This window comes from Marinobacter changyiensis, assembly GCF_009193265.1.
GTDB lineage: Bacteria > Pseudomonadota > Gammaproteobacteria > Pseudomonadales > Oleiphilaceae > Marinobacter > Marinobacter changyiensis.
In genome coordinates this window covers 831,208-845,342 of record NZ_VZZZ01000001.1, presented here as the reverse complement: position 1 = coordinate 845,342, position 14,135 = coordinate 831,208, and the positions used below count along the sequence as shown (strand labels likewise).

Genomic DNA, 14,135 nt, shown 5'->3' with positions numbered 1-14,135 from the left:
AAACCGGGTTCTGGTTTACCGCACTGGTTTGATTTACAGTTTCGGATAACTGGATGCAGCAAGGAAAACCGATGGAGCAGGTCATACCTCACGGGGCAAACAGTGCAGGCGCGGGCCTGTCTTCTTCAATGTCGGAATGGCAGCAAGAAGGTAAATGGTTCAGCTATGGCGGCCACGCTATTTTCAGCCGCATGGCGGGTCAGGGGGAACCGCTGATTCTGATGCACGGATTTCCTACCGCCAGTTGGGACTGGAACCGGCTGTGGCCGTTACTGGCCCGTCATTATCAGGTGTTGGTGATCGACATGCTCGGATTCGGGTTCTCCGACAAACCCGTCAACTACAATTACAGCATCGATGATCAGGCCGACCTGCAACAGGGCTGGATTGAAGGTTTGCGACTCAAACGGGTTCACCTGCTGGCCCATGACTATGGCTGCAGCGTTGCGCAGGAATTGCTGGCCCGCGAGCAGGAAGGGTCGCTGCGGTTCTCCATCGCGAGTGTGTGCATGCTCAACGGTGCCCTGTTTCCGGAAGTTCATCGGCCTTTACTGATCCAGAAACTGCTCTGCAGCCCTTTGGGAGGACTGGTCAGTCGTGGCCTCAGCCGCAAGACCTTTGATCACAATTTTTCCCGGTTATTTGCTCCCGACCGCCAGCCCTCAAAGGATGAGCTGGACCAGTTCTGGCATCTGCTGACTTACAACAATGGCCGTGGCATTCTGCACCGGTTGATCCGTTATATGGAAGAGCGGCGTTGTCACCGTAACCGGTGGGTGGGTGCTTTGCAGGCCGCCAGCCAGCCCAAGCGACTGATCTCCGGTACGGCTGACCCCGTCTCCGGGGTAGCCATGGCGATGCGTTACCGTGAGCTGATACCTTCAGCCGATGTAGTCAGCCTCCGGGGCGTGGGACATTATCCGCATTTTGAATGTCCCGGAGATGTCTATCGGGCGTACAGGGATTTTCGCAAAACCGGCCTCAAGACGACATGACCAGAGTCTGGTATGACCTTTTTGAGAGCGAAGCGAAATCTATTAATTAACTGAGCGGAAAGAAAGGCCTCCTTCGACAAAATCGACGAAGTGGTTGAAGAGGGTGACGTCATCGGGCCGGATGTTGCCGAATGGCGTATTTGCCAGTAAATCGATCTCGGCGGCGCCGTGAATCAGGCTGACAAAAGTGAACGCCAGGCGCACCCGCAGGGTGTTGCGGGCCACGTCCGGCAACACGCGATGCAACTGGCCTTCAATGCGTTCGATCTCCTGCCGAAAATGGCGGTTCAGCAGGTGGATGATTTCCGGGGTGTTGTCCGCGTGCAGGTGCGCCATGAAACGCAGGGCGGAAGGCCCCCAGGGATAACTGCCGGACAGCAGCGACAGGTACGGCACGGCCAGGGCCTTGACGACATTTCGGAGCGTTGGTTCCGGGCACTGCTCAAGCGCGGCGATACCGGCTTCAAACTGGGGCCGGAGGTGATTGGTCACCATCGAAAGGACACCTTCGATAACCCCCAACCGGTTGCCGAAATGATAGTGGGCAGCTGCGGAATTGCGGGTTCCGGACTCCGCACTGATAGTACGCAGGGAAACGCCTTCCAATCCTTTTTGAGCGTAGAGTTCGAGGGCAGTTAACAGAATTTTCTGACGGGTGGACTCACCGTTGCTGACTCGCGACATGGTTAACGGACTCGAGGGCTGTTTCGCGAAGTATACCTGAACACCGCCCTGAAAAGTCTTTCAGACCCGGGCAGACCGCTGGAGGTCATACCGTACCCCGCGTGCTACTGTTGCTGCTGACGGATAAGGCTATAGGTCAGCACAAACATCAGAAATGCTGTCACCACCACCGAGGGCCCGGCCGGGCTGTTGAAGTGCCAGGACAGGGTCAGGCCGCCGGATACCGCTATCATACCGATGATGACAGCCAGCAACACCATGTGCTCCGGTCCCCTGGCCATGCGCCGGGCCGTGGCCGCCGGAATGATCAGCAGTGCGGTAATCAGCAACACACCGACGATCTTCATGGCGACCGCAATGACCAATGAGAACATCAGCATCAGCGCCAGCCGGAGCCGTTCTACCGGTACCCCTTCCACCCGGGCCAGTTCTTCGTGGATGGTGCTCATCAGCAGGCCCCGCCAGAGCCAGCACAGCAATACCAGCACTACTGCCGCTCCGCCATAGATCCAGGCCAGATCATTGCGGCTCATGGCGAGCAGGTCCCCGAACAGGTAGCCGGTCAGGTCAACGCGCACATCCGGCATGAAACTGAGCGCCACCAGCCCTATCGCCAGGGTGCTGTGGGCAAGAATCCCCAGCAGGGTGTCCGTCGCTAGCGCCCGGCTGCGCCCCAGCAGCACCAGAAGGATCGCCAGCGCTACGCAAGTCAGGGCGATAGCAAGGTTTACCGAAGTCTGGAGCAGAAAACCGAGCGCCACCCCAAGCAGCGCAGAATGCGCCAGGGTGTCACCAAAATACGCCATCCGTCGCCAGACCACGAAACAGCCCAGGGGTCCGGCCACCAGTGCGACCCCGAGGCCGCCGATCAGCGCGCGCCAGAAAAAATCCCCCAGCACCAGGTCAATGAGCGGCATGGTTATGGTGCTCCCCGCTCTGGCATTCGCCGCTGTGCGCTGTATGGCTGTGGCCGCCAGCGTCAGAGCCGACCACATCACCATGAAGATCATGGCTGTGGTTATGGTGGTGTTGGTAGATCGCCAGACTCTCCGCTATTGCTTGGCCAAAGACCTCGATGAACGCCGGGTCATGAGAAATGTCCTCCGGGTAGCCACTGCAACAGATGTGCTGGTTCAGGCAGATGACTTTGTCGGTGGCCGCCATCACCAGGTGCAGATCATGGGAAATCATGATGACGCCGCACTGCAAGGTATCCCGCAGACTGCGAATCAGGTCATACAACGAGGCCTGGCCATTGATATCCACGCCCTGAGCCGGTTCGTCGAGCACCAGCAGTTCGGGTTTGCGGACCAGTGCCCGGGCAATCAGCAAGCGTTGCATCTCACCCCCGGACAGGCGGTGTATCGAAGCCTTGAACAAATGCTCAATGCCGGTTTTTGACAGGGCCTGACGGCAGTCCGGGTCAGGTTGTCCGGTCAATGACATAAAGCGCTGAACCGTCAGGGGCAAGGTCGGTTGCAGATGCAGATGCTGGGGCACATAACCGATTGAGAGCCCGGGTTTGCGCCAGATGCTGCCCGAGGTAAGGCGCTGTATGCCGGTAATAGCCTTGATCAGCGTGGTCTTGCCTGCCCCGTTGGGGCCAATAACCGTCACAATATCACCCCGGCTGACAGACAGGTTCACCCGGTCCACTACCGGTAAACCGTTGAATGCGACAGTCACGGCATCAAGGGTGACCAGGGTATCAGTCATGGTCGCCTCCATCCTTACACCCCGGGCAAAGGCCGGCGACTTCAATGGTGGTCTCTTCCGGCGTAAAAGCTTCGGCCTCGCTGACTTCGTTGAGGGCGCGGGTGACGCCGGGGGCAGTAAGTTCCAGCACGTTGCGGCAGCAGCGGCAGATAAGGAACAGGCAGGTATGGTTTTCACCGGCGTGCGTGCACCCGGTGAATGCGTTCAGGGACGCGATACGATGCACGAGGCCATTCTGCTGCAGGAAGTCCAGGGCACGATAGACCGTGGGCGGTGCCGCGTTATGGCCGTCTTCCGCCAACACTGCGAGCAAATCATAGGCCCCCAGGGGCTTGTGGGATTGCCAGATCAGTTCCAGCACCCGCTCACGGATGGGAGTGAGCCGGGCCTGACGCGATGCGCACACTGTGCGGGCGTCGGTCAGCGCCTGATGGACGCAGGCGGAGTGGTTGTGGGGGCGGTAGGGCAAGGCATTGGCAGACATAATGGGTTCTGGCTCAACGAGATTTGAAACATTATAACATCTCGTTCAGCCAGTCGTCATGGAGTCTGTGGGTCAGGCTTTGGGAGCGCCGATGGCCAGAGATTCCAGAAACTCAAGATTGGGAATGTACGCCGTGTGGCCGTCGACATCCACCGCCATCAGGTCGGCCGGACCGGTGTCTCCTTCGAGAGGCCGGACCTGATCTTCTGCCAGCCGCGCCTGGCTGGGAATGCCCTGGGTGACCATGGCCAGGAACGGCAATTGGTCATGATGCTTGCCGATGGTATTGATCACCGCAATACGACCACGATTGCCAGCCGGGGTGACTGCCTCGCCGCCGTTGGCGGCGTCGTAGGAGATGACCGGCAACTGCAAGCCGCGCCAGTTCAATTGCCCCAGCAGCCATTCGGGAGCGTTCTCGATCGGTTCGGCACCAGCGAAATCAACCACCTCAGCGATCGAGACGTTAGGTAGCAGCAGCTGCCGGTCAGTCATCGGAATCATGACACAGGGCAGGATCTGGCTTTCGTTATTCATCATTCAGTTCCTCAGGCCGAATCCCGTTGTTGCTTGCCCTGGAGCAGGCAGGATTCTTCAATCGTTTTGACGAGTTCGTGGGCCAGTTGTACCGGCGTGCCGGTATAGCTGGCACATCCGGTGTCGGCGACCGAATCGGGCATTGAACTGTTACCGCAACTGGCACTGTCCTGGACCCAGATTTTACTACCGTACGCCCGTAATACCGGGGCTGCGATGGCGCCGTCGTTGCCCATGCCGGAAAATACAATCGCATGGCACCGGCTGCCATAATGATCACCGACATTCAGCAGCACCTGGTCGATCGAAGGACCATAGGGGCCGGGCCAGGGCGTGGCGCTTTCTACCAGTTTGCCGTCATCATCCAGCGTCCACTCATGTTCAACCGGCAGCAGGATCACGTCGCCGTTACAGACTTTCATGCCCGGCTGCGCCCGCGTCAGACGGTAATGGGCGTGGCGACCCAGTACCCGGGTCAGCACATCCGTAAAGTTGCCATCAATGTGCTGGGCGTAAATAAACCCGACCGGCAACCCGGCAGGCAGACTGTCGAGAAACGTCTTGACCGCCGCCGGACCACCAAGGGAAGCTCCCAGAATCCAGACCTGTTCGGCAGGTCGGCCTGGTACTGCAGGCGAAATCCAGTGGGGCAAATCCGGCGACGCAGGCTGCAGGTCCTCCGCGGCGAGCTCCTCCAGGCTATCACCGGAATCCAGCTCTTCCAGTGAACCCAGTTGTTGTTCCAGTTTGTTCAGTAACCGTCGTTCCCAGCGAAAGTATTCTTTGCTGCCCGGCTTTGGTGCCGGATCGACCCCGAACAATATGGGCGCTTCGGTATTCTCCAGCAGATGATCAAACAGCGCCAGGTGATCGGCTTCATCTTCCAGCGTGACCAGCCAGAGTTGAACCTCGGGCAGCACCGGATAGCCCAGCAGCCGCTCCGGATTGCCGGAAAAACCGGTCGTCAGACCGAACTTGCCGCTGGCCTGTTGGAGGCGATGGCGCTGCAGGACAGTGTCCGAGACGATCCCGACCACTGGTCGCCCCTCCAGCGCGATCATCACCGGTTACCGGTTAACCGCTGAATGGTTTCGAGCAGTTCGGTTTCCTGGAACGGTTTGCCCAGATATTCGTTAACGCCGATCGCAAACGCCCGGTCACGGTGTTTCTGGCCGGTCCGTGAGGTAATCATACAGATTGGCGTATCGCTCAGGGCATCGTCGTGTCGGACAAAGCTGGCCACTTCGAAGCCGTCCATACGGGGCATTTCGATATCCAGCAGGATGATGTCCGGCTTGTGATCCTGTAGTTGGGCCACCGCATCCAGACCATCTTTGGCGGTCACCACTTCCATGCCGTTACGTTCCAGCAGGCGTGAGGTAACCTTCCGCACGGTGACCGAGTCGTCCACTACCATAACTAATGTTGGGCGTTGTTCCCGGCGCTGGAATTCCTGAGACTCCTGCAAATCCGACAGTCGCTGACGTTCGGTCAGGATGTCGGAGCGAATCATGGCGGGCAGGTCAAGGATGACTACCACGTTACCGTCACCCAGGATGGTGGCACCGGATACGCCCCGTACCGAGGAGAACTGAGGCCCCAGGGATTTTACGACGATTTCCCGGCTACCCATCAGGTTATCCACCTGCAAGGCCATCGGCTGTTCTGCGCCCCGGACCAGAATGACCGGTAACGGCAGCGCCTGGCCCTGGAGCTTGGGGTGATGGTCACTGTGCAACAGGCCGCCCAGGTATTGCAGACGATATTCCTGGCCGGCGTATTCGTACATGGGGGCATCGGGCTTGTAGTATTCTTCAAGCTCGTAAGTGCTGACCCGCACAATGCCCTCGATAGTATTCAGCGGGATGGCGTAGAAGTCCTCCCCGGTGGAGACCATCAATGCCCGGTTGACCGACACGGTGAACGGCAGTCTTACGGTGAAGGTCGTGCCCTGGCCAACCGCCGACTGGATATCGAGACTGCCACCCAGTTGCTTGATCTCGCTGGCGACCACGTCCATACCCACGCCACGGCCGGAAATCTGCGTGACTGCCTGGGCCGTGGAGAAGCCTGGTTGCAGGATGAACTGCAGGATCTCACGATCACTCAGTTCTTCATCCTTGCGCAGCAGGCCCTGACGGATGGCTTTGTCACGGATAACGTTGGTCGGAATACCGGCGCCATCGTCCACCATACGCAGCACCACTTCGCCGCCTTCCCGTGCCAGGGAGAGGACAACCTCACCGGTCTCGGCCTTGCCGGACCTGATACGATCGGCTGGTTTTTCAATACCGTGGTCGAGGGCGTTCCGCAGCATGTGCTCCAGCGGCGCGATCATGCGTTCCAGGATGTTGCGATCCATCTCGCCTTCGGCATTGCGGACGTCAAACTCGACTTTCTTGCCGAGCTCGCCGCTGATCTGTCGGACAATCCGGCGCAGACGCGGGACCATGGAGGCAAACGGAATCATCCGGGTCTTCATCAGACCTTCCTGAAGTTCCGTGTTGATCCGCGACTGCTGGACCAGCAGAGTCTCAGTGTCACGGACCCGGTCGGCCATGGTTTCCCGAAGGTCGGTAAGGTCCGAGGAGGATTCGCTCAGCGCTCGTGAGAGCTGCTGGATAGAAGAGTACCGGTCCATTTCCAGCGGATCGAAGTCATCGCCGTAATCGGGCCCGTGCTCTTTTTCCGCCCGGAACAGGATCTGGGTTTCGGTCTCGATATCCATCCGGCGCAACTGTTCACGCAAACGATCAATGGTAGCGGCCATTTCATCCAGGGTGTGGCTGAAATCACTGTTCTGCTGTTCCAGCCGGCCCCGGGTAATACTGGTTTCACCCGCCAGGTTAACCAGTTCATCCAGCAAGGGTGCGGAAACCCGAATGGTTTCTTGCGCATTCCGGATGGCATCGGCCTGGCGCGCCTTGGCCCTGGGATGGGGCTTGGCGGGCCTGGGTTCGGGCGCCTGAGCTTTGTCTCCAGCTTCTGTTGCCAGAGTGGGGGTAAACGATGATGCAGGTGCTGGAGCGGTTGCCTCAGCCTCCGGAGGCGCGTTGGCCTCATCGTAGCGACGACGAACATCGGCCACCAGCGCCAGCAGTTGGTCATGGTCATTGGTGATGGCCTGCCAGACCGCTTCTCCGGGAGCATTACCCGCGAGCTCAGTCAGTCGCGTTTCCATAGCGTGGGCCTGGTCACCCAGCTCTGGCAGCTGGGATAAACGGGCGCCACCTTTCAAAGTGTGCAGTGCGCGCTGGGCTTCCTGATTAAAGTGGTTGTTGGCGGGCTCCTTGTGCCAGTCAGCCAGCAGATGCTCCAGTTGATCCATGATCTCGCCAGCTTCCTCGAGGAAGATCTCGAGGACTTCACTATCGACTTCTTCCTGCCCCTGGTGATTATCGTCGGAGGTTACAAGAGTCGCGTCGTCAGGTGCCCCAGCCGCTCCGAGCATACTGATCAGAGCATGATCGTGAGCGGGCTGCTCGCCTTCTTCAAGGGCGGCCAGCATGCTTCGCAGCTTGTTGTTGGCCCGGTCGCTCAGAGCCAGCATGGCTTTCTGATTGCCGGTACCTTCGAGCAGGGGTTCGAGGGAGACAATCCAGGCTTCGGCCAGATCGGCAACCGGGTCAATATCTGCCAGTCGGGCGCCGCCTTTCAGGGTATGCAATTCCTGTTGCAACTGGGTGATGCCAGTCAGTTCTTCCGGATCTTCGCGCCACTGGGCGAGGCACTCGGTGATGGCTGCGTGAATCTCCAGGCCTTCATCAAGGAAGATGCCTGTCAGGTCGTCATCGTCATCCGGCAGCATTGTTGGCGGCTGAAGCCGGGTCTCGACGGGCGGCGCTTCGCACGTCTCGGTAGGGTTTCTGCTCGCCGGGGTTTTGCCAGCAAGAATGGCTTCCACTTCGGCCACCAGTTCCTCTGCCGGTGGGCAGGGCTTGCTGGTGGCGACCTGCTCAACCATTTGTGCCAGGCGGTCGTGGCAGGCAAACAGCAGATCATTCATTGCTGGCGAAGCCTCCATCCTGCCTTCAGCGATTTTCTCGAACAGGTCTTCAAGCACGTGGGTGAGATCGCCGATCGCCGCAACGCCAGCCATGCGCGCACCCCCTTTAAGGGTGTGTACGTCGCGTTGTAATTCGGCTGCCACCGCGCGGTTCTCGGGCTCTTCACTCCAGGTATGCAGGGCACTGCCAGTCGAGTTGATCAGGTCATAGGCTTCTTCGAGGAAGATGCCTAGCAGGTCCGGGTCCTGTTGGGCTGCGGGGTCCTGATCAGTAGTCGCTGCACGCAACTCTTCAACCAGTTCCGGTGCTGCCGGGCAGGGGCTTCCGTCGGCAATTGCTTCGACCGCCACGGCAAGCTGATCGTGAGCCCGCAGGGCCAGTTCGGTGCGCGCCGGAGTGGCATCGATACGCCCTTCAACAATGTATTCGAACAGCGTTTCCATCTCATGGGCAATATCGGCCACAGGGGCGATATCGGCCATCCGGGCACCGCCTTTCAGAGTATGGAGTTCTCGCTGGAGCTCTTTTACCAGGTCGGGTTGGTCGGGGTCGGCCGCCCATTGGTGCAGTTGTTCTGCCGTGGTATGGATTATTTCGCTGGCTTCTTCCAGGAAAATCTCGGCCAGTTCCGGATCGAGACCGGCATCACCTTCAACGCCTGGCAAGGGTATATTGTCACTGGGTGATTCCGGCTCACTGACATCCGTTACCGGTCTGGAGGCGGTCGCGTTGTCAATGTAGGCACGCAAGTCGCTGATCAGATCAGCCGCCGGGCGGGCGGTTTCACCCAACTTCAGCGAATCCACCATGCTGCTCAGGCGATCGTGGCTGCGGAACAGCAGGTCAGATAACTCATCGGTGACCGCCAGGCGGTGCTCGGTGAGGCCTTCAAACAGGGCTTCCATCTCGTGAGCGAGATCGCCAATCGGTTGCACGTCTGCCAGGTTGGCGCCGCCCTTGAGGGTATGCAAATCACGCTGGAGCAACCTCAACAAGGCTGTGCTCTCAGGCTTGTCGCTCCAGTTTTGCAGGGTGTCGGCGGTGCTTTCAATCAGGTCTTCGGCTTCCTCCAGGAAGATGTCGGCCAGTTCCTGGTCGCTGTTGGCGTCCGGTTGCTCGTTCTGTGCTTGCTCAAGAGCCGGTTCGACTTCGTCCGGGATGCCAAGGTCGGTATCGAAGCTCAGATCGATCGCTTCCAGATCCTCGCTGAATGCTTTCGTGAACGGATCAGTGGGGGTTTGGCCTGCATTGTCGCGCAGGGCTGCGAGCTGACCGATCAGTGCGTGGTCCGGACGGGTTGCCAGTCCGGCAGCCACCTGGTCCATCATGTTAATCAGATTCTGGTGGCCGGCTTTTGCGGTCAGGAAAAAACCGTTATCCGGTGGCAGCACTTGCGATTGCACACTCAGATAGGCCTGATGCAGCATCTCCGACAGGCTGGCCACGTCGGACAAACCAGCGTTGCGAGAGCTTTCGGTCAGCTCCTGCAATTCGTAAATCAGCTTCTCAAGCCCGTCGGTCTGGTCCGGATTCACCGCCCAGTCGTCAAGAATCGCGTCCGCATCCAGCAGAGTGTCTAGCCCTTCATTGAGGAACAGCTGCAGCAGTTGCGGATCGGTCCGGTCCGCATCTTCGGCCTCGTCACCTGCGTTTCGGTGTCCGAGTGCGCACCCGGCTACGGCCTCCAGCTTCGCAAGATAGGCATCGGTGCCGGGGAGAGGGTTCTGTGGTGTACTTCGAATCTGCGCCAGGCCCTGAATAATGAACTCATTGGCATCGGCAATCAGGGTCAGCACGTCCTGGTTAGCCCGGGCGTTTTGAGCCCGCGCATCCTTGACGAACTTTTCAAGTGGCGTGATGACCGTGGCAATGGGCTGGATGCCCGCGGTATGGGCGCTGCCCTTGAGTGTGTGCAGGGCGCGTGAGAGGTTATCCGTATAGGCTACGGATGACTTGTCTCCGGCTTCCGCCAGGAAATCCTGCAGGGTTTGCAGATGGGTTTCCGTCTCACTCTCGAAAATATCGATCAGCACCGGATCAACCAGGTGATCGGTATCGTCCTCGAGTGCGTCACCGTCTTCGTGTTCAGAGCCTACATCACCATGGGCATCCGGTATCTCGCCATTTGCCAGGGCGTCAGCCTTGGCCTTCAGCATGCCTGTCTCGTTCGACGGTGCCCGATGATGTTCAAAATCAGACACCAGGGCGGGCAGTACGTCGGTGACGTTCTCCAGTAACCGGGCTATGTCTTCATTCATGAACACACTGCCGTCGATGATGCGATTAAGCATGTTTTCAACCGACCAGGACAGTTCTCCGATTACCTGTGCGCCAACCATCCGGCCGCTACCCTTGAGGGTATGGAAGGCTCTGCGCACTTCGCCGAGGGCGCTGCGGTCATCATATTGGCGCAGCAACACCGGGAGATTTTCACGAATGGTATCGAGCACTTCACCCGCTTCCTCGATAAAGATCTCGAGAATTTCGTCGTCGATCAGATCATCGTAGTCATGGGCCGTTGGCGTTTGGTGCGTATCCGCGGACGTTTCGGTCTCGGCCGGGGCAGCGTCGGCGTAGGCTTCTGCTGCCGGCGTCGTGTCGGAACCGGTTTTACGGGTGGACCCAATCAATTCCGCACGGGCGATCAATTCACTGACTGCACCATCAGACTCGCCACTACGGAAGTCCTCGATCAGCGCCGGAATACGGTCGTTAACACTGGCCACAAAGTCGAACAACTCATCGGTCAGTTTGATGCTCTGGTCGATGACCCGGTTGAGCAGGTCTTCCACTGACCAGGCCAACTCGCCAATACTGGTGGCGCCCACAAGCCGGCCGCTGCCCTTGAGGGTGTGGAAGGCCCGGCGAATTTCGGCCAGGGCTTCCCGGTCATCGTGATGCTGGCGCAGGCGCGGAAAGTACACGTGGATGGTGGCCAGAACCTCTTCGGCTTCCTCGATGAAAATATCGAGGATCTCGTCATCCAGCAGTTCGGCGTCAGAACTTTTTTGTTCAGGCGTGCTGGTGTCAGCGGCATCTGTGGCCTCGGACGCTTCCCCGGCATTACGGTCCCAGGTGGGCTCGGCGCCGACTGGAAAGCCCAGGGTTTCCAGGCTGTCTTCTGCAATCTTGAGGATCGCATCGTTGTCATCAATACCCTCAGCAAGACGTTCAAGGTAATACTCGATGCTGGTAATGGTATCGGCGAGGGTATCGAGTTGTTGCCAGTCGGGGATGCGCTTGCTGTCGAGCAGGACATCGGTGATGTAGCGTTCTGAGGCTTCGAGCATGTCCGCAACACGGGTAAGCGGAATCAGCCTAAGCCCGCCGCGGATGCTGTGAAGCAGGCCTGGAACGTCGGCAATCTCGCGCTCATCCCACTGGGAGGCGATGTAGTTGACAACGGCGGTCTTGACCTGCTCGAGGGAATTGCGCGATTCCCTGAGTAACGCGCTGTTGGCCTCACCGAGCTCACGGGAGCCGAGTTCAATGCCGCTGTCTTCGCCATTTTTGTTGGAGTGCCCGTCTTTTTCCAGGCCTGCCAGGGTGGCTTCGATGTACAGCAGGGCCCCGGCAATATCCATCAGAGTGCCATCGTCCGCCGGCTCATCCTGGCTGGCGAGGCGCTCCAGCAACTCGATCTGTTCTGTCGTTACACGGCGGGGAATGCCGAGACCCAACACTGCGAGGGTATTGGCAACCTGTTGCAGGCCTGGCAGCAGTTCTTCCAGCTCCTGATTCTGGCGGAATTCGGCACGGACAAACAGGTCAAGCTGATCCTTGAGCTTGCCAAGTTCCTCGTTGAGCGCAAGCACCACAGAATGGATTGCCTCCCGGCCTGGCCCCGACACCCGGTCGCGGACCTCATCAATGGCCTGATCGGAGGGCAGTGCCTTGTCGAGCTTGTATCGTTCAACCAATTGACGGACATAGGGAGTATCGAGATCCTGCGCCCGGGCTACGTAGTAAAGCAGATGTTTGAACAACGCTTCCGGAACAGGCTGCTGCAGAATGTCTATGTGTTCGTCAATCAGCCGACGAAGTTCGGTGTCCAGACTTCGGAGTATCGATTTAACCGCGGCATTGACGGGGTTATGACCGCTCTGAAGAGAGTCAACAAAACCACCGGCTGCCCGCCATAACTCCTCCCGTGGTGTTTGCTGGCACAATTTGATCAGCCGTTGGATGACCTTGTGGAGATAATCGTAATGGGAACTCAGATCGGTTTCGCGAACAATCCCTGCCAGGGCGAACTGATACATTTGCCGGAGTTTGCGGATGTGGCCGAGTACTTTCGGGTCCTGGAGTCGCTGAGGAGCATTGGCCACCGGGGCAACACGGGCGGCGCTCAGGTCCGGTTTGAACAGGGAGGTATCGGACAGCAGTGTTTCACCGCGGGCGGCCCGCAAGTCGTTCAGCAACGGCAACAGGACCAGCGGAAAATCGTCCTTGCTGGTGCCAAGATGTTCCAGGTACTGAGGCAGCTGCAGGATCGCCCGCATCAGAACTTCGACAGCGTCATCAACGCTGGCGACGGTTGCATTCAGAACAGCCTGGGTGAGTTTTTCCATCTCTTCGGTGAGCAGAGCTGCACCGTAGAGTTCCACCATTTGCAGGGTGCCGTGAACCTGATGAAGATAGTTCAGACAAAAGCGCAGGCGCGCGGTATCGTCACGATTGTCGACGAACGCCTCGAGTGCCTGCTGACTCTGTGTCAGCGTTTCCTGTATTTCGCCCCGAACCCAGTCCAGCGCGATGCTGTCATGGTGATTGCCCATAACCACTCCGGTTAATCTTCGTCAGTCTGACGTCGCATCCACGCCAGAACATTTTCCGAGGGTACCCGCTGCAGCCCGGGGGGCTGCCAATCGGTTAGCTCCCCCTGGCCGAGGACGAGTAAGCCCCCGGGTGCCAGCCGGTCTGCAAGCTGTTTTACAATTTCGCGCCGTCGCCAGCGACGAAAATAAATCAGCAAGTTCTGGCAGAAGATAATGTTCATACCATGCATCGGGGCGCGCTTCAGGTCCATCACGTTCAGACGGGTGAAGCAAACGCGTTGCCGAATGCTCTCTACAATTTCCACCGTGTTCCGCTCCGCTGGACGGAAATACCGGGCCTTCAGTTCGTCATCCACCCCCATCAACTTGCGGGCGCTGAAAAAACCACGCTGGCCTTTGTCAATGGCCGGTTTGCTGATGTCGGAGCCGGTTACGCCGAACAGTGGCGGCAACTCCAGCTGGGTCATGCTCTCGTTGAGCAGCATGGCCAGCGTGTACGGCTCTTCGCCTGTCGAACACCCTACGCTCCAGACTTCCAGAGGCCGCTTTTTCAGGGCTTCCCTTGGTCGGGTCAGAATGTAGTCTGACACCAGCCGGAAGGCATCGGGATCACGGAAAAAGCGCGTTTCCTGAACGGTCAGGCGATCCACCAGGGTGGCCCACTCAACAATGGCTTCGGGCCCCGAGACGATTTTCTCGTAGTAGGCCTGGTAGCTGTTACAGCCGATTTCCCGCATCCGGATCCCGAGGTTGGTTTCGAGAAACGATTGCCGCTCCGGCGCTATCGTCATGCCCGTACGCTGCTCCAGCAACACCTGCCACTGGCGGAACTGCGCCTCCTCCATGGTGGGGAGTCGGCGCAGTGACCAGATGCCGGAGCTGTCAGACAGGTCCTTTTGTGTTGCAGCCATAAACCGTCAATAGCCCGGGCTGT

The 14,135-nt window shown here is 58.8% G+C and carries 9 protein-coding genes; 1 reads left to right on the top strand and 8 read right to left on the bottom strand.

What is annotated here, in order from left to right; genetic code table 11:
• Positions 1 to 71: 71 nt before the first annotated feature.
• Complete coding sequence (locus F6Y09_RS04085) at positions 72 to 995, top strand: alpha/beta fold hydrolase (protein WP_152205981.1); 924 nt, start codon at positions 72 to 74, stop codon at positions 993 to 995.
• A gap of 42 nt (positions 996 to 1,037) precedes the next feature.
• On the opposite strand, the gene F6Y09_RS04080 is transcribed toward F6Y09_RS04085, so the two are convergent.
• The 8 genes from F6Y09_RS04080 to F6Y09_RS04045 form a co-directional block, all read right to left on the bottom strand.
• On the bottom strand, positions 1,038 to 1,679 hold the full coding sequence (locus F6Y09_RS04080) for a TetR/AcrR family transcriptional regulator (protein ID WP_152205618.1): 642 nt from the start codon (positions 1,677 to 1,679) through the stop codon (positions 1,038 to 1,040).
• A gap of 104 nt (positions 1,680 to 1,783) precedes the next feature.
• Positions 1,784 to 2,596 (bottom strand): zinc ABC transporter permease subunit ZnuB, encoded by an 813-nt coding sequence (gene znuB / locus F6Y09_RS04075; RefSeq protein ID WP_152205617.1) that lies wholly within the window; start codon positions 2,594 to 2,596, stop codon positions 1,784 to 1,786.
• Positions 2,583 to 3,395, bottom strand: a complete 813-nt coding sequence (znuC, locus tag F6Y09_RS04070) for a zinc ABC transporter ATP-binding protein ZnuC (RefSeq protein WP_152205616.1) — start codon at positions 3,393 to 3,395, stop codon at positions 2,583 to 2,585. The genes znuB and znuC overlap by 14 nt, the downstream gene beginning before the upstream one ends.
• Positions 3,388 to 3,879: a Fur family transcriptional regulator gene (locus F6Y09_RS04065; protein WP_152205615.1), complete on the bottom strand. Its 492-nt coding sequence runs from the start codon at positions 3,877 to 3,879 to the stop codon at positions 3,388 to 3,390. The genes znuC and F6Y09_RS04065 overlap by 8 nt, the downstream gene beginning before the upstream one ends.
• A 72-nt stretch (positions 3,880 to 3,951) precedes the next feature.
• Positions 3,952 to 4,416 carry a chemotaxis protein CheW gene (locus F6Y09_RS04060; protein ID WP_152205614.1) on the bottom strand — a complete coding sequence of 155 codons (465 nt, stop codon included), beginning with the start codon at positions 4,414 to 4,416 and terminating at the stop codon, positions 3,952 to 3,954.
• Between the two features lie 11 nt (positions 4,417 to 4,427).
• Positions 4,428 to 5,477 carry a chemotaxis protein CheB gene (locus tag F6Y09_RS04055; RefSeq protein ID WP_152205613.1) on the bottom strand — a complete coding sequence of 350 codons (1,050 nt, stop codon included), beginning with the start codon at positions 5,475 to 5,477 and terminating at the stop codon, positions 4,428 to 4,430.
• Complete coding sequence (locus F6Y09_RS04050) at positions 5,477 to 13,201, bottom strand: Hpt domain-containing protein (RefSeq protein ID WP_152205612.1); 7,725 nt, start codon at positions 13,199 to 13,201, stop codon at positions 5,477 to 5,479. Before F6Y09_RS04050 ends, F6Y09_RS04055 begins: the two co-directional genes overlap by 1 nt.
• 11 nt (positions 13,202 to 13,212) lie before the next feature.
• A complete protein-coding gene (locus tag F6Y09_RS04045; protein ID WP_152205611.1) occupies positions 13,213 to 14,112 on the bottom strand; it encodes a CheR family methyltransferase in 900 nt (299 codons plus the stop codon).
• Between the last annotated feature and the right edge of the window lie 23 nt (positions 14,113 to 14,135).

Excerpts from the sequence above, each read along its gene's own strand:
- F6Y09_RS04085 (WP_152205981.1), top strand. The coding sequence starts at position 72 with ATGGAGCAGGTCATACCTCACGGGGCAAACAGTGCAGGCGCGGGCCTG.
- F6Y09_RS04080 (WP_152205618.1), bottom strand. The coding sequence starts at position 1,679 with ATGTCGCGAGTCAGCAACGGTGAGTCCACCCGTCAGAAAATTCTGTTA.
- znuB (WP_152205617.1), bottom strand. The coding sequence starts at position 2,596 with ATGCCGCTCATTGACCTGGTGCTGGGGGATTTTTTCTGGCGCGCGCTG.
- znuC (WP_152205616.1), bottom strand. The coding sequence starts at position 3,395 with ATGACTGATACCCTGGTCACCCTTGATGCCGTGACTGTCGCATTCAAC.
- F6Y09_RS04065 (WP_152205615.1), bottom strand. The coding sequence starts at position 3,879 with ATGTCTGCCAATGCCTTGCCCTACCGCCCCCACAACCACTCCGCCTGC.
- F6Y09_RS04060 (WP_152205614.1), bottom strand. The coding sequence starts at position 4,416 with ATGAATAACGAAAGCCAGATCCTGCCCTGTGTCATGATTCCGATGACT.
- F6Y09_RS04055 (WP_152205613.1), bottom strand. The coding sequence starts at position 5,477 with ATGATCGCGCTGGAGGGGCGACCAGTGGTCGGGATCGTCTCGGACACT.
- F6Y09_RS04050 (WP_152205612.1), bottom strand. The coding sequence starts at position 13,201 with ATGGGCAATCACCATGACAGCATCGCGCTGGACTGGGTTCGGGGCGAA.
- F6Y09_RS04045 (WP_152205611.1), bottom strand. The coding sequence starts at position 14,112 with ATGGCTGCAACACAAAAGGACCTGTCTGACAGCTCCGGCATCTGGTCA.